General features: G+C 44.0%; 20 protein-coding genes. 9 read left to right on the plus strand and 11 right to left on the minus strand.

The window, feature by feature from the left end; genetic code table 11:
* The first annotated feature begins 224 nt into the window (after window positions 1–224).
* From BM232_RS07165 to BM232_RS07175, 3 genes are read left to right on the plus strand one after another with little or no spacing between them, the layout of a single operon-like run.
* On the plus strand, window positions 225–506 hold the full coding sequence (locus tag BM232_RS07165; RefSeq protein WP_091712909.1) for a DUF3649 domain-containing protein: 282 nt from the start codon (window positions 225–227) through the stop codon (window positions 504–506).
* On the plus strand, window positions 503–2,140 hold the full coding sequence (locus tag BM232_RS07170; RefSeq protein WP_091712911.1) for a PepSY-associated TM helix domain-containing protein: 1,638 nt from the start codon (window positions 503–505) through the stop codon (window positions 2,138–2,140). The genes BM232_RS07165 and BM232_RS07170 overlap by 4 nt, the downstream gene beginning before the upstream one ends.
* Entirely contained in the window at window positions 2,137–2,472 is a 336-nt protein-coding gene (locus BM232_RS07175) for a DUF3325 domain-containing protein (RefSeq protein WP_091712914.1), read from the plus strand. Before BM232_RS07170 ends, BM232_RS07175 begins: the two co-directional genes overlap by 4 nt.
* A 39-nt stretch (window positions 2,473–2,511) precedes the next feature.
* Here the strand turns inward: BM232_RS07175 and argH are convergent, their stop codons facing one another.
* Window positions 2,512–3,894, minus strand: a complete 1,383-nt coding sequence (gene argH, locus BM232_RS07180) for an argininosuccinate lyase (protein ID WP_091712917.1) — start codon at window positions 3,892–3,894, stop codon at window positions 2,512–2,514.
* 137 nt (window positions 3,895–4,031) lie between these two features.
* Between argH and hemC the strand changes: the two genes are divergently transcribed.
* The 6 genes from hemC to BM232_RS07210 all read left to right on the plus strand — a co-directional run bounded on the left by hemC (window position 4,032) and on the right by BM232_RS07210 (window position 11,843).
* Window positions 4,032–4,961, plus strand: coding sequence for a hydroxymethylbilane synthase (gene hemC, locus BM232_RS07185; protein ID WP_091712920.1), 930 nt, complete (start codon window positions 4,032–4,034; stop codon window positions 4,959–4,961).
* Window positions 4,945–5,703, plus strand: a complete 759-nt coding sequence (locus tag BM232_RS07190) for a uroporphyrinogen-III synthase (RefSeq protein WP_091712923.1) — start codon at window positions 4,945–4,947, stop codon at window positions 5,701–5,703. The genes hemC and BM232_RS07190 overlap by 17 nt, the downstream gene beginning before the upstream one ends.
* 1 nt (window position 5,704) lies before the next feature.
* Window positions 5,705–6,736 (plus strand): uroporphyrinogen-III C-methyltransferase, encoded by a 1,032-nt coding sequence (locus BM232_RS07195; protein ID WP_091712926.1) that lies wholly within the window; start codon window positions 5,705–5,707, stop codon window positions 6,734–6,736.
* Complete coding sequence (locus BM232_RS07200; RefSeq protein WP_091712928.1) at window positions 6,733–7,929, plus strand: heme biosynthesis HemY N-terminal domain-containing protein; 1,197 nt, start codon at window positions 6,733–6,735, stop codon at window positions 7,927–7,929. Before BM232_RS07195 ends, BM232_RS07200 begins: the two co-directional genes overlap by 4 nt.
* 17 nt (window positions 7,930–7,946) lie before the next feature.
* Window positions 7,947–9,689 carry a monovalent cation:proton antiporter-2 (CPA2) family protein gene (locus tag BM232_RS07205; protein ID WP_091712930.1) on the plus strand — a complete coding sequence of 581 codons (1,743 nt, stop codon included), beginning with the start codon at window positions 7,947–7,949 and terminating at the stop codon, window positions 9,687–9,689.
* Between the two features lie 123 nt (window positions 9,690–9,812).
* Complete coding sequence (locus BM232_RS07210) at window positions 9,813–11,843, plus strand: TonB-dependent receptor (protein ID WP_245752838.1); 2,031 nt, start codon at window positions 9,813–9,815, stop codon at window positions 11,841–11,843.
* A 93-nt stretch (window positions 11,844–11,936) separates the two neighbouring features.
* Here the strand turns inward: BM232_RS07210 and BM232_RS07215 are convergent, their stop codons facing one another.
* The 10 genes from BM232_RS07215 to dnaN form a co-directional block, all read right to left on the minus strand.
* Entirely contained in the window at window positions 11,937–12,842 is a 906-nt protein-coding gene (locus tag BM232_RS07215) for a GGDEF domain-containing protein (protein ID WP_245752839.1), read from the minus strand.
* A gap of 572 nt (window positions 12,843–13,414) precedes the next feature.
* Window positions 13,415–14,809 (minus strand): DUF3482 domain-containing protein, encoded by a 1,395-nt coding sequence (locus tag BM232_RS07220; RefSeq protein ID WP_091712932.1) that lies wholly within the window; start codon window positions 14,807–14,809, stop codon window positions 13,415–13,417.
* Window positions 14,802–16,103, minus strand: coding sequence for a DUF2868 domain-containing protein (locus BM232_RS07225; RefSeq protein WP_091712934.1), 1,302 nt, complete (start codon window positions 16,101–16,103; stop codon window positions 14,802–14,804). Before BM232_RS07225 ends, BM232_RS07220 begins: the two co-directional genes overlap by 8 nt.
* Before the next feature lie 63 nt (window positions 16,104–16,166).
* Window positions 16,167–16,931: an undecaprenyl-diphosphate phosphatase gene (locus tag BM232_RS07230; RefSeq protein WP_091712937.1), complete on the minus strand. Its 765-nt coding sequence runs from the start codon at window positions 16,929–16,931 to the stop codon at window positions 16,167–16,169.
* A gap of 69 nt (window positions 16,932–17,000) precedes the next feature.
* Entirely contained in the window at window positions 17,001–17,669 is a 669-nt protein-coding gene (locus BM232_RS07235; protein WP_177207282.1) for an adenosylcobinamide amidohydrolase, read from the minus strand.
* 4 nt (window positions 17,670–17,673) lie between these two features.
* Window positions 17,674–18,384, minus strand: coding sequence for a VC0807 family protein (locus BM232_RS07240; protein ID WP_245752840.1), 711 nt, complete (start codon window positions 18,382–18,384; stop codon window positions 17,674–17,676).
* Window positions 18,385–18,455: 71 nt separating this feature from the next.
* Window positions 18,456–18,971: a DUF6653 family protein gene (locus BM232_RS07245; RefSeq protein ID WP_091712942.1), complete on the minus strand. Its 516-nt coding sequence runs from the start codon at window positions 18,969–18,971 to the stop codon at window positions 18,456–18,458.
* 47 nt (window positions 18,972–19,018) lie between these two features.
* Complete coding sequence (locus tag BM232_RS07250; RefSeq protein WP_091712945.1) at window positions 19,019–19,606, minus strand: DUF6151 family protein; 588 nt, start codon at window positions 19,604–19,606, stop codon at window positions 19,019–19,021.
* Between the two features lie 39 nt (window positions 19,607–19,645).
* Complete coding sequence (locus BM232_RS07255) at window positions 19,646–20,806, minus strand: hypothetical protein (protein WP_091712947.1); 1,161 nt, start codon at window positions 20,804–20,806, stop codon at window positions 19,646–19,648.
* A 94-nt stretch (window positions 20,807–20,900) separates the two neighbouring features.
* Window positions 20,901–22,004, minus strand: coding sequence for a DNA polymerase III subunit beta (gene dnaN, locus BM232_RS07260; RefSeq protein ID WP_091712949.1), 1,104 nt, complete (start codon window positions 22,002–22,004; stop codon window positions 20,901–20,903).
* Window positions 22,005–22,013: the final 9 nt, after the last annotated feature.

Genomic DNA, 22,013 nt, shown 5'->3' on the forward strand with positions numbered 1-22,013 from the left:
CATATGATTATTATTTGATGGTAATATCTAGGATTAATTGAGCCAAAAATATAAAAAAAGGAAAAATATTGCCCTTTTTTTAGGACTCATACGACATAGATAGTGAGAGCACGATCGTTCTCTTATCCTAAACCTGCTCTCAGACATCGTCTTGAGGGCAGATGCTTTATTCATAAGCTGTTAATACTAATATTAAATTCAGTAGCTTGAGAGTTACCTCTACTATGCAATTACCTTATCCGCTCAGAATAAATTTTTTGGTATTCGCTGCCACGATAGGAGGTTATTTATTTACCTCCGCAGCGATTATTTTCTTATCTGCCATTGTACCTATGGATAAACCAGATGCCATTGTGGCCAGCAGTTTATTTAGTTTTGCCATCTACACCGCTGCGGTGATTTGGGTATTTGTGGTCAGAGACAGCAAGCGTGCCTGGTTAGGCATGCTGATTCCGACGTTGTTATTGGGTGGTGCAGGCTTACTTATTTCAAGGATGGCGTCATGAGTGAGTTAACAAAGCCAGTGAAAGAGCAAGAATCTTTTCGTCAAGCCATGGGCTGGCTCCATACATGGGGCGGACTAGTCGCTAGTTGGGTACTCTTCACCATTTTTCTGACTGGCACCATTGGTGTGTTTGACGAAGACATCACGCATTGGATGAACCCTGAGGCAGCCGTTGTGTCAGATTTTGACCTTGCGTCTATGACCGAGCAACGTGTCGATGCGATAAAAAAAGGTCAGTCCTATCTTGAAGTTAATGCACCTGACAGTCATTCCTGGGCGATTGGTATGCCTACAGAAACTGAGCCGGGAATACGCCTGTTCTGGCGCGATGAGCAAAATGAGTTTCAAGAAACCTTACTCAACCTGAAGACAGGTGAACCGATGTCCGCAGCTGAAAACCGTGAAACGGAAGGCGGTCATCATTTTGTACATATGCATTATGAGTTTCATGCAGGTATGGCAGGTATCTGGCTAGTCGGCTTTTTTACCATGATCATGCTGGTGGCCCTTATCAGCGGCATTATTATCCATAAACGTATTTTCAAAGATTTTTTTACTTTCAGACAAAAGAAAGGTCAGCGTAGCTGGCTGGATGGACATAATGCCTCGGCTGTATTGACGCTGCCGTTTCAGTTAATGATTGCCTATACCGGACTGGTGATCTTTTTATCAATTTATATGCCTGCCGGTGTCTTAGCCAATTACAGTAATCCACAGCAGTTCTTTTCCGAACTGTTAGATGAGCCAATGCCTAGACCGGAAACAGGTGTACATGCGGATGTCGTGGATTTATCTGTTTTGTTCCAGCGAGCAGAAGTCATGCTGGGTAAATCTGCACGATTTATGAGAGTTGAGCATCCTGGAGACAGCAGTGCTGTTACCAAAGTGTTTGGTTGGTTTGATGAAGAAGATTATTACGGGCAATTACTGAGAGATGAAACCGGTAGTGTGCAGTTTGATGCGACCAATGGCGATGTGATGAATGTTATTCCGCCCGGTGAATACGATAAGGGTACGCCAATGGCAGCCCAGCGCGTGATGCGAATCATGCATTTTGCCAACTTTGGTGGTTATAGTGTCCGCTGGTTGTATTTTGTGATGGGGATGGCCGGTGCATTGATGATGGCAACTGGCGCTATCTTGTTTATGGTGAAACGTCGCCAGAAATCACTTAACGAGTTTGGCTCACAAACTGCTCGGGTTTACCGAGTGATAGAGGTGTTGAATATTGCTGCTATCAGTGGTCTGGCGGTGGCCTGTATTAGCTATTTCTGGTTAAACAGATGGATTCCGCTTGATATTACTGATCGAGCAACATGGGAAATAAAAGGCTTTTTCTATGTATGGTTAGTGATGCTATTCCATTCAGCCTGTCGCCCCGCTACTAAAGCCTGGTTTGAACAATGGAGCATATTTACCCTGCTTGCATTGTTATTGCCTGTGATGAACCTGCTGACAACTGGGCACTGGCTAGCATCATATTGGCAGGCTGGTGATTGGGGCAGCGTTGGTTTTGAGCTGACAGTGCTGGTGTTTGGTTTGATGAGTTTGGGGCTGGTGTTATTTTTACGCCGTAAAATGGTATCGCAAGTGCGTCAGCCTCAGCTTAAAACCCGGTCGGAGGCAGTATCATGAGTATGGCAATGATGATGAGCGTTGCCCTGTGTTATGCCGCGATGAGTGGTTTCAGTCTGGCTATGCCAAGGCATTTAATGGAGGTCACCGACCGACGATTAAGCAACACACAGATTCGTCTATTACGCTGGACGGCAAGTCTGATTCTGATATTGGCGTATTTGCCGATGTGGTCAGAGTGGGGCGCGGGAACAGGCTTTGTGGTATGGGTCTCGGTGTTATCTGTGACCAGTATCGTGTTGGTATTGCTTTTGTCTTATTGGCCTAAATGGGCAGTCAGAATTGCTTTTCTTATGATGTTGGCAGCCAGTTTATTATGGTTGATGCAGTAACGACCCGCGAGAGGTCGTTACTGATCGATTTGAATCTGTTTAACGTTTACTGCGTGCTTTCTGAATAGCGGCTTTCACTTGTTCTGGGGCCGTACCACCTAAGTGATTACGCGCTGCGACAGAACCTTCCAATGTCAGCACCTCAAATACGTCTTGCTCAATATTGGCAGAAAACTGCTGCAGTTCTTCCAGCGTCAGTTCAGACAGATCTTTTTTATGTTGGATGCCATAGGCGACAGATAAGCCAACCACTTCATGGGCATCACGGAATGGCGTACCTTTGCGTACCAGATAATCAGCCAGATCGGTGGCTGTGGCATAACCACGTAACGCTGCCTGACGCATATTGTCAGCTTTCACGGTGATCACCGACATCATATCTGCATATACACGTAATGAGCCTAATAAGGTATCGATGGTATCGAATAGGGGTTCTTTATCTTCCTGATTGTCTTTGTTGTAGGCCAGAGGCTGGTTTTTCATCAAGGTCAGTAAATTGAACATATTGCCGTAAACGCGACTGGTTTTGCCGCGGATTAACTCAGGCACATCCGGGTTTTTCTTCTGCGGCATGATGGATGAGCCAGTGCAAAAGGCATCGCCTAAATCGACAAAATCAAATTGCGCCGATGACCAGATAATTAACTCTTCTGAGAAACGTGATAAATGCATCATCAGAATCGATGCGAAGCTGTTGAACTCAATCGCAAAGTCACGATCACTGACTGCATCCAACGAGTTAAGGCAGATACGATCAAAGCCTAATAAGCTGGCGGTCATTTCACGGTCAATCGGGAAGGTGGTACCCGCCAATGCCGCCGCGCCTAATGGCAGGCTATTAACCCGTTTGGCACAATCTTCCAAACGCTCAGCATCTCTGACTAACATTTCATACCAGGCCATCATGTGATGACCAAACGTCACTGGTTGGGCTGTCTGCAAATGGGTAAAGCCAGGCATGATAGTCTCGGCTTCACGTTCGGCAACATTTAATAAGGCTTCTTGCAAACGATTAAGCTGCTGAGCAATAGGCTTAATCATATCTCGCAGATATAGGCGCACATCAGTGGCCACCTGATCATTACGTGAACGACCAGTGTGCAGTTTTTTACCAACCTCGCCAATTAAGGCAATAAGACGTGCTTCGATATTCATATGCACATCTTCCTGAGCAATCGACCACTCAAAGTCGCCACTTTCAATTTCTTGTTCGATTTGTTGTAAGCCAGCAATAATTTGATCGCGTTCGTCTACCGTCAGTACGTTCACTTCAGCCAGCATGGTGGCGTGCGCAATTGAGCCGCGAATATCCTGACGGAACATACGCTGATCAAATTGTACGGAAGCAGTAAATTCTTCGACAAACTTGTCGGTAGGCTGCGTCAGTCTGGCAGATGAGAGTTTTTTATTGGCTGTAGTCATATCAATCAGATTAGGCTCGTTGAAAACAGGGCGTCATTATAACGCGGATAGTCGAGAGTCAATGCGTGAAATGCTAGAATCGACACTATACTATTATCGACATTATATTAATGACAAAACTGAAGTGACCTTATTCCATGACTAAAAGAATCGTTCGTATTGCCACTCGCAACAGTCCTCTTGCCATGTGGCAGGCTGAATTTGTGAAATCACGTCTACTAGAATTACATCAGAATATTGAAGTAGAACTCATCGGTATGAAAACTCAGGGTGACATTATTCTTGATACGCCGCTGGCCAAAGTGGGCGGCAAAGGCCTTTTTGTCAAAGAGCTGGAACAAGGTATGTTGGATGGACGCGCTGATATTGCAGTGCACTCAATGAAAGACGTGCCAGTTGAGTTTCCGGAAGGTTTGCATCTTCCCGTTATCTGCCAGCGTGAAGATCCGCATGATGCGTTTGTATCTAACCATTATCAAAGTATCGATGAACTACCATTTGGTGCGCGCTTAGGCACATCCAGCCTGCGTCGTGAATGTCAGGTGCGTACTCATCGTCCTGATCTGGACGTGCTGCCTTTACGCGGTAATGTGAATACCCGCTTACGCAAACTTGACGAGGGTGAGTTTGATGCCATTATTCTGGCGATGGCGGGATTAAAACGTCTCGGTTTTGATGACCGTATTCGTAGTGCATTAACACCTGAACAAAGCCTGCCTGCCATTGGACAAGGTGCGTTAGGCATTGAAACTCGTGTCGATGATGAAGAATTGAACGCCTTAATCGCACCATTACACTGTGATAAAACAGCCATCGTACTGCGTGCAGAAAGAGCATTGAACAAACGTCTGTCTGGTGGTTGCCAGGTACCTATCGCTGGTTATGCGATGCTAGATGATGACAATGTCTGGTTACGTGGTCTGGTCGGTCAACCGAATGGCACAAATACAGTAACCGCGGAAGTCCGTGGTAAAGCGGCTGATGCTGAAAAATTAGGTATTCAGGTTGCCGAAATGCTGCTGGCAAAAGGGGCGGATAAAATTCTGGCAGATGTTTACGGTGAGTAAAACAGCTTTGGCAGGTCAGCAGATTCTGGTGACTCGCCCTCAGCATCAATGCCAAGCGCTTGCGGATTTGATTGAAAACGCAGGTGGAAAAGCGTTGATTCTGCCAGTGATTGATATTGAACATATTGCCCGAAAAGATTGGCAGACAAGCCATATTGACCATTTTGACTGGTTGATATTTGTTAGCCGCAATGCCGTAGAAAGTTTTATGGCGGGCTGGGGGCAAGCATTGCCTCAGCCGTGTCAGTTTGCCGCGGTAGGTGACGGTACTGCGCAAGCTATGCGTGAGTATGATATTCCTGTTGATTGTCAGCCAGAAATATCTAATGGCAGTGAAGGTCTTTTGCAAATGCCTTTAATGCAGGCGGATAAGGTCAGAGGTAAACATATTCTGATTGTGCGAGGTAATGGCGGCAGAGAGCATATGGCCGATACCTTAAAAGCCAGAGGTGCTAATATTAGTTATGTTGAAGTTTATCAACGTGTTTTAGCAAAACCGACGGTCACCATGCAAAAGCAAGCCGTGTTAGCCGATAAAGTAATCTGTACCAGCGTGGCTGGCGTTGATAATCTTTGTAGTATCTTTATGAATACATGGCCAGGTTTGTTAGATAAACCATTGACGGTGGTCAGTGATAGGATAAAACAGCACGCCTCAGCACGAGGCTTTAAAACGATTCATGTATCAGCCGATGCCAGTGATAATGCAGTTGTTGATACTCTGATTAATATGGACGATTAACATGGCAGATAAAGACGCAAAGCAAACTATAGATAAAAATGTGCAGGATGCTGAGCTGCTTGATAAGAATAAACAGGATGATGCTAAGGTCTATCGCTGGATTTGGATTGCTCTTGTTGTTGTGGTACTGCTTTCCGTTGTCAGCATTGGCTGGTTTTATCAGCAGCTCCAACAGCAAGAAACGGATATTCAATCTTCGCTGAATGAATTATCAAGCCAAAACGGCGACTGGCAATCAAAATTAGAACAACACAGACAACAGTTAGGTCGGCTCGATAGTGACCAGAAACAGTTAGCGGAAAAACTACAGCAACTAATGGATAAACAACAATTATCCAATGCTGAGTTGCAGAAGAGATGGGCTATGCAGGAGGTGAAATACCTGCTCAATGTTGCCAATCAACGTGCTGTGTTAGCCCATGATGTGACTGGGGCAATCCAGGCTCTGACCATGGCAGATAAACAATTAGAAACGCTTTCTGATTACCGGCTTCATCCTTTACGGGCCGAGATTGCAGAAGAATTAATGTCATTACAATCGCTGACAACTCTGGATATTCCGGGCATGGCGATTCAGTTACAAACATTGGCAGCTCATGTCGATAAGTTGCGTGTTAAAAAAGGACCAGAGGTCGACTTTTCTGAGTCTCCTGACACTGCCGAAATGGCCACCACAGAAACACCAGCATGGAAACAAGCTATCTCAGATATTTGGCAACAATTACGCTCTTTAGTGGTGATTCGTCATGATCAAACAGGTGATGCAGCCGTTCTTGCACCGGAACAACGTTATTTCCTCTATCAAAATCTGCGTTTACAACTGGAAAGTGCACGTCTTGCCTTACTCAATGCCGATAACAATAGCTTTCAGCATAGCTTAAAAACAGCGATCAACTGGCTGGAACAATATTTTACCGGTGATGAACGTGATGCCATGCTGGCTAACCTTAACGCATTGGCACAACAGAAAATTGACGTGTCGATTCCTGATATTTCTGGATCGTTGAACTGGCTAGAGGAGTATCAGCAATGAGAATGCTGATTATCATCGCTTTAGCATTAGCACTTGGCGTGGCAGCGATCTGGGCTGCCGATTTTGAACCGGGATTTGTATTACTGCAATACGGACAATGGAGTCTGGAAACATCGCTGGTTGTTTTTACAGCTGTTTATATCTTACTGATTGTGGCGGGGTATTTAGCATTACGCAGTCTGGTGTTGTTAAAACAAACGCCAAGGAAAATTAATGCCTGGAAGACAACACAAAGACAAAAGCGTGCTAATCGTGCTCTAACCCGTGGTCTTATTACGCTGGAAGAAGGTCGCTGGTCAGAGGCTGAACGTATTCTGGTGCGCCATGCCACACACAGTGAAACACCATTACTGCATTATCTGGCTGCAGCACGTGCTGCACAAAAACAAGAGGCGCCAGAGCGTCGTGATAATTATCTGCGTCTGGCTCATGAAACCACTGAAGGTGCTGATATTGCGGTGGGTGTTGTGCAGGCAGAGCTACAATTGTCAGCCGGCCAAAAAGAACAGGCATTGGCTACACTTCAGCATTTACGTGAAGTGGCTCCGAAACATCCTTATGTGTTGCAGTTATTACAGTCTTTGTATCAGGACATGGATCAATGGCAGGAAATGCAGTCAGTTCTGCCTGATTTACGCAAACGCCATGTGCTGGAACGTAGTGAAGTCGCCGCTTTGGATCAGGAAGCGGCTGTAGGTCAGTTACAAACCGCATTAGCCAGAAAAGACTGGCAAAAAATGTCGCAAGTGTGGGAAAAATCATCCAGCAGAGCACGTCAGACAGAAGCTATGCTGATGCCTTATGTACAAGGTTTGATTGAGCAGGATCAGGAAGAGCAGGCCATCGCCCAGATTGAGCAGTTCATGCGCGGTAACTGGAGCGATAAGCTGGTGTATATCTACGGGGTATTAACACAAGGAGATTTGCTGGCTCGTTTAGCGACGGCAGAAAAGTGGCTTAAAGCTAATCATGATAATGCCTGTTTACTGTTAACTGTAGGGCGTCTGGCAAAAACAAATCAACTATGGACTAAGGCAGAGGAATATTTACAACAAAGTATTCGGTTTGGTGCCAAAGGTGAGACCTATCAGGTATTAGCCGAAGTTCAACTGGCGCAGGACAAACATGAAGCTGCTGCTGAGACATATAAACAAGGACTGAATTTTATGCTCAGTTCTAATGCAGCCATATAATTAGACAAGGATAATTTGTGCAAGAAGCGGGTGGCGATTATCTGGTAGAAATTCTGGCCTTATTATTGGCCACAGTGATTATTATTCCTACATTCCACGCCATTCGTCTTGGCGCGATTCTGGGTTATTTAACAGCAGGTATGATTCTCGGCCCTTGGGGCTTTGGTGTTATTACTGAAGTCGAGGACATTCGGCATCTGGCTGAGTTTGGTGTTATTTTCCTGCTGTTTGTTTTAGGGATTGAGCTTAAGCCCGATAAACTCTGGCAAATGCGTAAAATGGTGCTGGGCCTTGGTCTTGCTCAGGTGCTGATTACCGCAGGTGCCATATACGGTATTTCTATCTGGCTAGGTCTGGATAACCACAGTTCAATTATCATTGGTTTTGGCTTAGCGCTGTCGTCGACCGCTTTCTGTTTAAAATTGCTGGCTGAACGTGGCGGTATCTCCACTGTGATGGGACGTATGTCGTTTTCTGTTCTGTTATTGCAGGATATTGCCGTGGTGCCTTTATTAGCCCTTGTATCCTATCTTGCGGTCGGTAATGGTGCTGAAGTAGTCGGTCCTGATGTGAACCCTTTGATCGGTATTCTGGTGATTATTGCCCTGTTGTTCGCCGGTCGTTATCTGCTCAATCCTGTCTTAGCCAGAATTGTTGCCAGTCAGGATCCCGAAGTCTTTATTGCCGTTGCCGTGCTTTTAGTCTTGGGTGTTGCCTGGATTATGCAAAGCGTTGGTTTTTCGATGGCGCTGGGGGCGTTCCTTGCCGGTGTGATGTTAGCTGAATCGCAATACAGGCATCAGATCGAAGCCGATATTTTGCCTTTCCGCGGTATCTTGCTGGGTTTGTTCTTTATGACCGTAGGCATGGGCATTGATTTCAGTCTGTTATGGGCCCGCCTCGGCGATATCCTATTGCTGACCTGGGGTCTGATGACGATTAAAACGGTCGTTGTCTACATTCTTGCTCGGATCGCTGGTGCTCGTCACGATATTTCCTTACAAACTGGGGCACTTTTATCTCAGAGTGGTGAATTTGGTTTTGTACTGTTCAGTTTTGCAGCATCGCTGGGTTTATTAGAAGCAAAAGTCAGTGACATTCTGACCTTGGTTATCGCCTTAACGATGGTGTTGACGCCATTTGTTGTGAGATCAACTAATTATTTATTACTGAAATTCTATACGCCTGATGCAGAAAACGATGAGGAAGACTACACCACGGAATTTGTTGAATATGATCAGGAGCACGTTATCTTAGCGGGATTCGGTCGGGTGGGTGCCCGTGTCGGCACATTGCTCGGTGCAGCTGGTGTGCCATACATAGCTTTAGATATGCGCCAGCACCGGGTGAAAGACGCCAGAGCTCAAGGCTTCCCGGTCTTTTTTGGTGATGCCAGTAAAGTCAAAGTGTTACAGGCAGCAGGAGCGGATCGTGCCAAGATGATCGTCGTTACATTGGATAATCCGACACAGGTAGACAGATTGGTAGCCCAGGTGCGTCAGTACTATCCGGATATGCCAATTCACGCCCGTGCGCGCGACAGAAAGCACTGTGCTGAATTGATTACTCAAGGCGCCACGACAACAGTTTCAGAAACTCTGGAAACCAGTCTGAGACTGACCGAAGAAGTCTTATTAGGCAGTGGCGTTGAAGATACTGTTGCTACTCGGGTTATTAATGAATTCAGGGATGACTATTATTCGAATGTAGTGAAGAAAGTCACCGATAATAAAGTCGTTTTGGGCGAATTAAAACATTAACGCATTGTTTCATTGTTAGCATTTCTGACAATCACAATGATGGTGTTTTATTTTGTATTTGCAAATGTAAATTATTATCAATAGTATTTGTGCACATTTTCTTTAATAAACTTGGTGCACCTGGTGAATACAAAAAAACGGCTCATTTCTTCTTTAGTCACACTCTGCTCAATCTATTCGCTGCCTTTATTAGCGGATGAGGCTGATAGCTCAGCAAAAACAATGAATCCATTAGTCGTAACTGGTCAGGCATATAAAGGCTATGCACAGTTTTCACCCACATCAGGAAGTAAGACAAATGCAGAATGGCTGGATGTGCCGCAGTCTGTTTCTGTGGTGACCGATACTGAAATTACCGATCGTGGAGCAGTACGTTTAGTTGATGCGCTAAATGGTGTAGCGGGTGTCAATAATACGCTTGGAGAAGGCAGCCGCGATCAGTTTGTCATTCGTGGTTTTGATGCATTGAATGATATTTATCGTGACGGTATGCGAGATGATACCGGTGTACAGTCTTATCGTAGCTTGGCGAATATTGAGCAAATCGAGGTGGTTAAAGGGCCTGCTGGGGCCTTATATGGTCGAGGTTCGACAGGTGGCTTGATTAACTTGGTGACTAAACGTGCAAATGGTGATGAGTTCACACGTTTGAATGCCAGTTTAGGTAGTCATGGAAAAATGATAGGGCGGGTAGATAGCTCGACCTCATTCTCAGACACGGTTAATGGCCGTATCAATGTAGAAGTCCGTAAAGCTGATTCATTCATCGATTATGTTGATTCAAAAGATTATTTTATTGCGCCCACACTGCGTTTCACCCCCAGCGATAATCACACCTTAGATGTGGACCTGGAAATATCAAAGCAAGATTTAGTACCTTATCGTGGTGTACCGTCAGTAAATGGTAAACCTGTGAATGTCTCACGCAGTACTTATTTTGGCAGTAGTAATGATTATCAAGAATCAAAAAGTGTGCGTTTCTCTCTGAATGATGAATTTAAATTTACGCCTAATTTAGTCTGGAATAATCGTGCTGTGATTAGCCGTCTAGAACTCGAACAACAAGGAACGCGACAAGGCAGTGTGTCAGGTAACACCGTTACACAAACAGTGAATGATTTTGGCTATGACCCGCGTCGTTTTAACGCCCTGCAGTCGGAATTGAAATGGTCTGTCGGTTCACATGAATTACTGTTTGGTGCTGAATACACACAAACCAAAATTGATTTAGATTTAAGTACTGTCTCAAAAGCAAGCCAGTCCATTTACGATCCGGTCACGGAGCATGTGGTTAACGGTGGTTTTAAGCCATTTAGAAAAAACGACACCAAAACCTACGGTTTATATCTGCAGGATATGTACACCATCGGTGATCTAACGCTGACTGGAAATGTGCGTCACGACAAGATGGATCTCGAACAACAGCGTGTCGGCAATCCGAAAGAAAATCTGGATGATGACAAATGGAGTTACCGTGTTGGGGCTAGTTATCGTCTGACTGAAGATTTATCGACGTATGCGACGTTTTCACGATCGTGGCAATTACCTAATGCCGGTACCTTTGTTAGCAATGGTGCGGCTGAATTCTACTCAGCTGATCTAAAAGAAATTGGCTTTAAAGCTTATATATTAGATGATGCTTTGATGTTTAATGCGGCTATATTTCAAATTGAACAAGAGCGACCTGTAACAGATACAACAACAGGCGATGTGATTGATAGAGATACCTCAAAACATAATGGTTTTGAATTAGAGCTACGTGGGCAGTTAACAGAGCAGTGGAGTACTACAGCCAGTTATACCTATTTAGATGCGGAAGATGAAGATACAGGTAAAAAACCAAATGATGTATCAGACCAGTTGTTCTCGCTGGGTTCCACATATCAAATTGATAGTCACTGGCGAGTAGGTGGCAACATCAAATATGTGGGTGAACGCTATGCTGGAAACAATGAAGCGGTTAAATTAGATAGTTATACCTTAGTGGACTTAATGGCAGCTTATCAGGTCGGTAAGCATAAAATTCAGTTCAATGCTTACAATATCTTTGATGAAAAATACTTCCTTGGCGCAACAGGTGGCGCGTCAGGTCGAAACCAAATTGGTTATGGAGCACCAGCAGAATATATGGTGAGCTATGGTTATGAGTTTTAGTCCTAATAGATTACAAGTCGATATTCGATAGACTATTAAAGCCATGTGGAATCAATTCCGCATGGCTTTTTTAATGGTGGGTGATTATGGTGTTTACGCGGCGATATTGTTATTAACGATGATTTTATTGCGACCTGAGTTTTTGGCTTTATAAAGCATCTCATCGACGGTTTTTAATAAACTTGATGAGTCCTGGTTTGATTCAAACTCTGTTACGCCAATGCTGCAGGTAACCGAAATATCCAGTCCTTCTTCATGACAAAAGTGGTGATTGGCAACATCGACTCTGATACGTTCAGCCAATATTTTGGCTTTTACAGTCTCGGTTTCAGGCATCAGCAGTAAAAACTCTTCGCCACCGTAGCGACCCACAGAATCAGTACTTCTTGATACTTTTGATAAAATATCAGCCACTTCGATGATGACGTTATCACCTTGTACATGGCCATATTCATCATTCACCCGTTTAAAGTGGTCAATATCGATCATCATGATTGTTAAAGGATGTTTATAACGAGTGGCACGATCCATTTCGTTTGTTAAGCCATTCATTAACCCTCCTCTGTTCATAATGCCGGTCAGTGCGTCAGTGTGAGCCAGTTTTTCAAGCTCTACAGTACGTGCACGAACACGCTCTTCTAGTAACTGATTGGATTCAATTAATTTTTGTTGTGTGAGTAATAGTTGCTCATTTTTTACCTTGAACTCCTGATTACTGGGGATAGCTATGATTCTTGGTAATAGATACCAAATCATTATGGTGGTCATAATGGAGACAATGCCCGTGGCTAATTTAGCAATACCACTCAGGTAATAATAACCATGCCATATATTAATAATGGCCATGAAATGCGTGACACCGCACAGAAAAATGAATGCTGCGGCCATCATGAATATCCAGTTGAAAGCCAGATCATTTCGTTTTCTGAACAGATGGATAAGGGCCAAAGGAATAAGGAAATAAGCAGTGGCAGTAAGCAAGTCACCAAAAAAGTGCATGAAAAGTAAATCACCCTGTCATTTCAAACAATGACCATGGGGCATAAAACTGCCATCAAATAACGCATTGATGAAATTCATAGACACTCCCCATCCTGGATTGAGAAGACTTGATCAGCAGCGATACTAGTATGTGTCTTCGAAGGCTTTACGTCATTAATAACATAGTGTTTTGGGTGCGTACAGGACTTAATCAATCGGTGCTGATATCGGCTGTTAATACCTATAAACACTAGGGAAATTGCAGTTCGGGCAGATAAAGAGGCATGCTGTCATTCTTAGTTAAGAGCACATTGAATCTTTAGTGGTTTTGACACCATTTTCCATAGCAATCAATAAAACTGAATCGTTATCGTCATATAATTTCTGGCGAAAGTTAATTAGCAAGATTATCGCTGAGTGTGCCCTTGAAGTTGCTGCTTATTGATATTTGGTCGATCACAAACTGGACAATATAACTGTTGTTTATTTCAGTATTAAGTCATGTGAGTTCATTCTGATATGTTGGTGAGGGTAAGCCGATTTTTTTTCGTTCCGATAGTGATCCACGACCTTTGTGTGGGGTCTGCCTATTAATGCAGGCAGAGTTTTAATATCCAGTCACGGAGTTTGATTAACTCTGAGTCACTAAGACCTTTATGTGCTTTTTGTAATAACCGAGTGAGTTGAACCTGGTCTACCTTGGGTAAACGATTCATACGCTCGGTTAGATTGGTTTCATGCAGTTCGGCAATCGAACGATCTGCATGGGTACGACGTAAGATCATTTCCAGAAAATCAACAGCACGACCCAACACCACAAAAATAAAAGTCAGCTCTTTCATCGGTCCGGCTTTTAATGTTTCACCCGCTAAGGGGATGCCATTAATTTTGAGGTTTTCTGGTTTGGCTGTCGCGAATAACGAGGCGGCGCCAGACACTAAGCCACCAAAAAAGGCACCGGTCATCAATGATGTGCCACCCATACCGACATCAACCACTGCACCAGCAGCGGCGCCAGCAGAGGCCGATAAAGCCACAATTTTTTGTCTGTCTAAACCATAAAGATACCAATGGCTGGTATCAAACAGATCTGGGTAATCTGCGGTGAGCTGTTGCACTTGCATCTGCATTTCAGGATGAGCAAACAGCGCTTGTAATTGCCGTTGCATACTGGTTTCAATATGACGCAGTGAACTTTGATAGTCGTGTTTTAGTTTGTCCTGTAGACGTGACTTTACAAAGTCTGCCGGTACTTTGATTTCACTAATATGACTGAGCATTCGTTGAATGTGCTCTGCCACGACAAATGCACCTTGCTGTTCCAGTGACTCGAAATACTGTTTGAGTAATTCAATGGTGTCCTCAATAGAAGGACGCCAGGGCTCATAAAGTTCAGCAAAGGCAGACAAAATGGTGAATTGTTTTTGATGATCAGCGGTCATCGGGTTAAACACCCGCACCACACTGAAATATTGGCTTAATGCATCCTGCCATTCTTGCACATAGGCTTCGCCACCAATCGGGTTAATCAATGCCATCCGCGGTTGTCCGGTCCATTGCAAAATGGTCATTTCCGCCTCAAATTCCGGGCTGTAGGGAATAGAACCATCCACCACATAAATAATGCCAGCACCATCCAATATGGGCTGCAACAGCTCTATTTCATCGTGGAATTTATGATTGCCTGCGGCAAGTTGCTCGTTGACAAAGGCCTGAATGGTATTTTTACGTTCGGCAGCATTAGGCGCATGTTGCTGACACCAGGACATCACCTGCCGTGGACGTTGAAAACCAGGGGTATCGACCAATGTGTACTGTGTCTCGCCATCAATATTGAGATCAAAGGTTTGTGCCGAGGTCGTTGTGCCAGAAATTTCAGATATTTTAATTGCATCCTGACGGGTCAAAGTGGCAACAATGCTCGACTTGCCCTTATTGGGATGTCCGACAACAGCAAATACCGGGTGTGATGCTGATTCAGACATGGGCATGTCCTTCTTTTAATGTAATAGCGTGCCGTTGAGCAAAGAATTGCCATGATTTTTGTTGCTGTTGGTAACGGGCATCATCTGTATTAACTGGATATAACACTAGACTAATCGGTTCATTATGCTGCTGAAGCAGCTCAATACAATCTGCCAATTCACCTGTGGGTGTCTGCATAGGATCAATGATGATCCAGACGGGTTTATCAAACTGGCTGGCCGTCGAATTTAGCCATTGTTCATCTTTTAGCCAGTCATCTGTACCGAGCTGTTTATCTATTGGAAAGTCCAGATCGGCTTGTTGCCAACTAATCAGTGCAGTATTCGCCGTGGGTAAACTGACCACGTTACTTGTCAGATTATTGTTATCAGATTGAATAGGATTACGACTGACTTGGTGCTGTTGCGCCACAATAAACTGTTCAACATCGCCACTGTTTTGGATATTACTACGCAGATAGCGGATAAATTGCTGGCGCAGTAATAATGCTAACAATAGACGAGGCAAAATACCGTAAACCACAATAGCCATCACCAAGGTCATCCACCAGACATTGTTTGCCGAAACAGCTAGATCACTGGCTTGAGCACTAAATCGTGTTTGTTGGATTAACTCAGCGCTGGGCGTGTCTATCAACCAATGCCAGGGCCAGCTGAGGGTCGTCATTAATTGCGTCATAGTGGCACTATCAGTAATCAGCGTTGATGACCAGCCAAATAGATAATCCTGAAATGTCGCCAGAATAAAAAATGACAGCAAAGCAGAAGCCGAAAATAAAATAGCCGCCGACTGTAATTGCCAGAATAACCATGGCAACAACAGATTTTTGTAGGGGATAAATTGTTGCAGATGCAGTTTATTGATGAGCCAATGCAACAGTGGATGATGATGCAAATTACTTTTAGCAGGTGATAAAAAAGAAAAATAAAAGCTGCTTAAGGTGAGTAACAATGGCAGAAACGCAAATAAGCCGAGTGGTACCCAGATATTGATAAATGCCTGCTCACGGACATTTAATACGCCTGCCATGGCCGTAAAACCAATTACTACGGCGATAACCGCAAGCAGTCGTAAAATGCCAGTAGCCGGTGTGGTCAGCGAGGTTTGCTGTTGCCAGATTTTGAGATAATCGGTTGCACTATGCGATGCTGAATTTATGTCATTGGAAGATGTTAATTTGGTATTTTTCTGGGAGACAAATAAACGAAAATCCAGCCAACGAAATAATGCCTGCGTGGCACCACCTTTGAAGAAAAATTGCTCGATAGCTTTAGCTGCGTGTTTAGAGGCCATAAAAGCTAGTATACAAAATACGATGAACTCAAGCTGAAATGAGTCTGTTCAGATCGATGCTGTTTAATAGAGCAATAGCAATAAGGCACCGAACACAATGCGATACCAGCCAAAGGCAACAAAGGTAAAGTTGGCCAGAAAACGGATAAATAACTTAATCACCAGATAAGCGGTGATAAAAGCGACAATAAATCCCACAATCAGCGGCAAAAAGGAGGTATTCGCAAAGTCCTGATAATGAGATATCAGATCCAGCCCTGAGGCTGCCGCCATCACGGGCAGGGCAAGCAGAAATGAAAATTCCGCACTGGCTTTGCGACTCAATCCCACAAGCAGTGCACCGATAATAGTGGAACCCGCACGGCTGGTGCCCGGAATTAATGCAAATACCTGAGCGATGCCGATAACTAAAGACTGTGTGTAGCTAACATCATTGATATCATCGACTTGCGGTGGTTTATCGCTGATATATTTTTCCGTGAGTAAGAATATGATGCCACCGACAATAAACATGATAGCTACGATTTCAACAGAAAACAGCGCTTTTATCTGATGATGGAATAACAATCCGACAAGGCCAACAGGGACAAAAGATAGGGCAACCTTTGTCCACAAACCGAAATACTTAGGTGAAAACCGTTCTTTATAGCTGGCAATTACTGCCAGAATGGCGGCTAACTGGATAATCACTTCAAAGGCTTTATTACTGTCTGTTTGTGCCAGCCCGAGCCAGTCACTGACAACAATCAGATGACCAGTGGAAGAAATGGGTAAGAACTCCGTCAGGCCTTCAACAAACCCCAAAATAATACTTTGAAGAATATCCATACAGTCATCACTCAGCAGACAAAATTCGTAGCATGATAGCTGACCCGAATCGAAAAAGGGGAAATCGTGTTATTCGTTTTCAGCAAGACTGCGTAAACAATGGTTCAGACTGATCGAGCAAGCCTGAAGCACGACTCGACCTATTAGCTCACCGAGCGTTGTGTGCTTGCCGCAATAAGCATGCTGCGGTTCAGCGTCGGGACAAAAAACGGCATGACTATCAGTACCTGTACCGCTGGCGGGAAGGCCTGAAACCGGACTGATAATCTCGGCATCGCGAATGGCGGTTACTTTACTCTCCGTGAGTAATATCAAGGCTTCGGCAAGTGCAGCATCGGACAGTGCCTGATTAATATATAAACAGATATTGATGGTGCCTGGCACTGCGTTATCATCGGCTTTATCGCCAACCCGTCTGACATTACTCAGGCCGCTTGTTACCCAGCACGCAACGGTTAAATCATCTTTGTGTTCAATCTGCTGACCTAATGACTGCATAGAAGCGGCGGTCATCATGCCGATAGTGGCGGCTGGTAGTGATAATTCTTCTACTTTTTTTAATAAGGTTTGTTCTGGTGCCAGACAATGCAACGGAGCATGTTTATCCACCCGCATATTGAGTAAAGCGTTGGCCTCTTGCAGTCCACCATTTAATACGGCGGAGCTTAAAACTTTGCAACGCTCTGCTGGCAGCAGGGCAATATAGTCTGGATGATGAATCAGTCTGACAGATGACACGCGATTATTTATTAGCAACCTTTGGTGATATCACTTCTTCAAGCTTCAGGCCGGTTAAATCATGAATGGTGCGCCATAAATAATAAAAGATACCAATCATCATTAGCATGGAAGGGATTGCGATAACTGGATAGCTATATAGTGTGAGTAAGCCCAGCTGCTCATTAAACTCCTCGCTGCCTGTTGGGCTGGTAACCAACCATTTCACCAATATGAAATTCATAATGGCTGAAAATAAAAAGGTGCCCGCTAATAAATAGGTCGCGTTGAGTAAGCGTTTTTCAAATAATGCTGTGCTATTTTTTTCTTCAAGATGATCTTTTATTTTATCGACATCCATTATTTCTCGGTTATATAAAATGGCTCTGATAAGTGGATAAGGCGTAAATGTTGAGCCGAGAACAGCAATACCAATAATCGCAGGAATAGCCGCCTCTTTAATCGCTAACCATTTGGTATCAAGTTCAAATAAACCAATGCCGCCGGTAAGTAATACACTCACTAAACCCAGTAAGGCGATAAAGTTAAATTTACGGTATTTAATCAGCTCGAACAGACCCCAGCCTAGCGGAAAAGCCAGTGCCGCCATTAATGCACCACTGGCACCCAAGTCTTCCGGTCCACTCATTTTCATTAAAATAAGTGATGGCAAAATAATACTGACCATCAGGTCTACAAACGGACGAGGCTTATGTGTGGGTGTGCTGTTTATCATCGTATTTTGTCTGGCTCTGTATAAATGAGTCAGTGATTATATAGGATGTAGATGATTGATGGGATTAGCTATTATTGATCATGGTTTATGTCGGCAGCGTTTTGGCTGTCACTATTTTTCATCTCTTTGTATAACCAAACCATACGATCCACAAACCAGGCCTTGAATACCATAATCCAGATATTACTGGCGATCAGTAACTCAGTATTTAAGCTGTATAAGCTATAAATGAAAAATGGTAAACCGAGTGCTGATAAGGTTTGCAGCAGAATACAAAATCGCTGATGATGAGCGGGAATCGGAACATTTTTACGATTTAAATAGAGCCTTTCCCCAAAGGTGCCCATGGACGCCCAGCTATGAGTTGATGATGGGGCGTTAAATAATCGTGGGTTAAGCCAAATCCAGGCAAGCGCCAAAACTATAGGTATTAAGGCATAAATTCCAATCCATTCTCGTGAATAAAAAGCCAGAGAAAGTAAGGGCAGGGTCGTAAAGCGTGAGTACACACTCCAGGGATTAGCATGGCGTTGCCAACTTTCCTCATCCATAGCCATCAGTTTTTCAGCCCATTTGATGATATCCATTTCAATGCCTTGTGTTTTTTAGACTGCTCTCAGTTAGCCCTGCAAAACTATGTCTGATTTTTCAACTGAGCCAGTTGTTCTTCTGTCAGGATAGTTGGTGACACAATTGGCGCGCCATCATCAGAAAATAACTCAGAAGCTTTATATTTACTGGTAATCAACATTGACAGTGCTATGCCAAAGAAACGTAATACATTGCCAAGCAGGCCACTTGTTTTTGCTTTAGGCCCACCTGTTGCTGATTCAGTATTTACTTTGGCTACGTTTTGACCAAAGTCGGTGGCTAACCATGTCTTATCAAGACAAGAGTGAACCAGGCCAATAAAGGATATTTTTGGATTATTAAGCGTGTTACCGATAGGCGTATTACAGCAGGAGGCATACCAGCGAAATAAGCCTTTCGAGCTTAATTGTAATAAAGCCAGATGTTCTAATCCGTCGCTGATATGCAGCCGAGGTTGGGCTAATTGAACTATATCGGTGCCGCCATGTGCATCAAGTACTTTTTCCGGACGTCCAAGATACTTTGCAAAAGCCTGACAATCTGAACAATAACAAATCACCCGGCTGGTGATGCCTCCTCCATCAATATGACCACGCAGACTGCCACATTCACATTGGATCTTATGCATCATGGTTCACTATCCCTTCTGTCTATCTACACCTATAAAATATCAGAATTGAGCGATTTTCAGATGATTAAAGATATCCATTATTTCATCACGGGCTTCTGGATCTTTTACGGGATAACTGGCGTTAACTTTTAACTCTTGTTTGTCCTTCATATAAGCACTTGCTTGAATATGATGGATGTCGCCTTTCTCGCTTTCTGATAGATACAACTTCACAGCGAGTTTACCAGCCTCAATAAAATCTTGACCTTCATGAGCCTTCTCAAATTCAGCACGACTTTGTGCCGACTTTTCTTTATTAAAACCAAGAGAATGCAGGCCATAGTCGTTTTCATAACTAAATAGATAGGCAGCGTTTTGTTGTGGAACATTGAGATTTTGCAGTGTGAAATCAGAATAGCGGATTTTGATTTCTACGGAAGGTATTTCATATTGATCCGGGAAAATACCAATATAAGGGTCTTGCCAGAAGCTATCATTACTGTTGGTGGTTTCCAGCATATCAACCGTAGCATTCTCCCAACTTTTAACATTGAGTTTTAGCTTTTTATTGATGTCTTTTAGTTTTTCAAGACAGCTTGCTTTGTTGTCGGTTTTGCAGGGGAAAGCCACCTCAAAGACCAGATTCTGGTTCTGATAGAAGCCCATCAGATACGTCTGCATATTACTGTTTACCCAGTAGATACCTGTTTTAGCACTGCCCTTATGGTCTATGACTTGGGTTGCTTTCAGACTGCCTGAATAGCTTAGTTCGATGTCCTGACTACCTGAAAACACCGGATTTCCCATTTCTGAATAAGAGGGTGATAAAAACAGTTCTTTGGGATCGTAAGCCAGTTGTGCGTAGGTGACGACTTCACCCCACTTAGGATCTTTGAAGACCTGCCAGGCTTCTTCATGGAGATCGCCATCCGAGCTTGTACGGTTTTTATTGTCATCATCAGCATTTTTCAACTTGCCGATGAAAGGGAATACTTGATGCAGATTGGTAATAACAATCGTGTTTTCTTTTTTATCCGCACTGGGCTCCCAGTGACCTTCAAAGGGGGCTTGTTTCAGCCATGCATCAAGATCGCCATTGGTTATTTGTTTGATGTCTTCCGGAAGCTCAACATCACGTGATTGGTCACAACTCGCTAAAACAATAAAAAATAAACTCAGTAGACCGACTAAAGTCCTTTTGTAAAAGGGCGTTAGTTTCATGCTGTTACTCTCTCCAAATCCTTCTACTGAATACAAATAAACTTGTATTCTTCTGTGGTTCTGACGCGAGTTAAGAATGTTTTTCTAGAACGTATCAGAGACGCATCGGCATCACAACATACTGACGTTCAAACTTTTCATCAGCAGGTGTGACAAGGGCACTGCTGGTTTCATCAGTGAAAAGCAGTTTCACTTTGTTATCCGGAATCGCGTTCAGTAAATCCAGCAGATAGGCATTATTAAAGGCGATTTCTAATGGGGCACCTTTGTAATCCACGCTGATTTCTTCTTCTGCGGATTCTTGTTCCTGGTTGGTGACGGTCGCTTTTAATTGATCGGTATCTAAGTTGATACGCACGCTACGGTGTTTATCATTAGACAAAATAGCCGCACGTGATAAGGCTTGTTTCAATTCATCGCGATCAGCTAAGACTTCTTTATCACCGCCTAAAGGCAGGACGCGTTCGTAATTAGGGAACTGACCGTCAATCAGTTTAGATGTGAAGTGGATATCGGGTAATTCAACTTTGATTTGTTGATTACTGAAGGCCATCTTGACGGTGTCATCACTGTCGTTAAGAAGACGGCCGAGTTCAATAATTGCTTTGCGTGGCACAATAACGCTGTTTTTCTCACTAACGGGTGTTGATGTAGTGAGACTGCCCAGCGCCAGACGGTGACCATCGGTAGCAACAGCACGTAATGTTGTGTCGTCTCGTTCCAGTAATAAACCATTCAGGTAATAACGTACATCCTGGCTGGCCATAGCAAAACTGGTTTCGTCGAGTAAGGATTTCAGTGCCGATTGCGGCAGTGAAATTTCATCGATGTAATTAGCGCCTTCGCTATCCGGGAAGTCATCACTGGATAAAGTGGCTAATGAAAAACGGCTTTTACCGGCTTTGACAACGGCTTTGCCATCATTGGCATTAACGCTGATGGTGGCATTACCGGGCAAGGCTCTGACAATGTCCAGCAACTTACGAGCTGAGACGGTGGTTTTGCCTTCTTCTTCAACGGCGACCGGCAGGGTAGCAATCATTTCCAGCTCCATATCGGTACTGGTCATGGATAGTTGGTCACCTTGAACACGTAATAAAACGTTAGACAGGATCGGTAGCGTAGCGCGACGTTCAACAATACTGCACACCAGTTGCAGCGGTCGCACTAAAGTATCTTGGCTGACAGTAAATTGCATGATGATTCT

Origin of the sequence: Methylophaga sulfidovorans, from assembly GCF_900114205.1 — a bacterium.
Classification (GTDB): Bacteria; Pseudomonadota; Gammaproteobacteria; order Nitrosococcales; family Methylophagaceae; genus Methylophaga; species Methylophaga sulfidovorans.

Excerpts from the sequence above, each read along its gene's own strand:
- BM232_RS07165 (WP_091712909.1), top strand. The coding sequence starts at position 225 with ATGCAATTACCTTATCCGCTCAGAATAAATTTTTTGGTATTCGCTGCC.
- BM232_RS07170 (WP_091712911.1), top strand. The coding sequence starts at position 503 with ATGAGTGAGTTAACAAAGCCAGTGAAAGAGCAAGAATCTTTTCGTCAA.
- BM232_RS07175 (WP_091712914.1), top strand. The coding sequence starts at position 2,137 with ATGAGTATGGCAATGATGATGAGCGTTGCCCTGTGTTATGCCGCGATG.
- argH (WP_091712917.1), bottom strand. The coding sequence starts at position 3,894 with ATGACTACAGCCAATAAAAAACTCTCATCTGCCAGACTGACGCAGCCT.
- hemC (WP_091712920.1), top strand. The coding sequence starts at position 4,032 with ATGACTAAAAGAATCGTTCGTATTGCCACTCGCAACAGTCCTCTTGCC.
- BM232_RS07190 (WP_091712923.1), top strand. The coding sequence starts at position 4,945 with ATGTTTACGGTGAGTAAAACAGCTTTGGCAGGTCAGCAGATTCTGGTG.
- BM232_RS07195 (WP_091712926.1), top strand. The coding sequence starts at position 5,705 with ATGGCAGATAAAGACGCAAAGCAAACTATAGATAAAAATGTGCAGGAT.
- BM232_RS07200 (WP_091712928.1), top strand. The coding sequence starts at position 6,733 with ATGAGAATGCTGATTATCATCGCTTTAGCATTAGCACTTGGCGTGGCA.
- BM232_RS07215 (WP_245752839.1), bottom strand. The coding sequence starts at position 12,842 with ATGCACTTTTTTGGTGACTTGCTTACTGCCACTGCTTATTTCCTTATT.
- BM232_RS07220 (WP_091712932.1), bottom strand. The coding sequence starts at position 14,809 with ATGTCTGAATCAGCATCACACCCGGTATTTGCTGTTGTCGGACATCCC.
- BM232_RS07225 (WP_091712934.1), bottom strand. The coding sequence starts at position 16,103 with ATGGCCTCTAAACACGCAGCTAAAGCTATCGAGCAATTTTTCTTCAAA.
- BM232_RS07230 (WP_091712937.1), bottom strand. The coding sequence starts at position 16,931 with ATGGATATTCTTCAAAGTATTATTTTGGGGTTTGTTGAAGGCCTGACG.
- BM232_RS07240 (WP_245752840.1), bottom strand. The coding sequence starts at position 18,384 with ATGATAAACAGCACACCCACACATAAGCCTCGTCCGTTTGTAGACCTG.
- BM232_RS07245 (WP_091712942.1), bottom strand. The coding sequence starts at position 18,971 with ATGGATATCATCAAATGGGCTGAAAAACTGATGGCTATGGATGAGGAA.
- BM232_RS07250 (WP_091712945.1), bottom strand. The coding sequence starts at position 19,606 with ATGATGCATAAGATCCAATGTGAATGTGGCAGTCTGCGTGGTCATATT.
- BM232_RS07255 (WP_091712947.1), bottom strand. The coding sequence starts at position 20,806 with ATGAAACTAACGCCCTTTTACAAAAGGACTTTAGTCGGTCTACTGAGT.
- dnaN (WP_091712949.1), bottom strand. The coding sequence starts at position 22,004 with ATGCAATTTACTGTCAGCCAAGATACTTTAGTGCGACCGCTGCAACTG.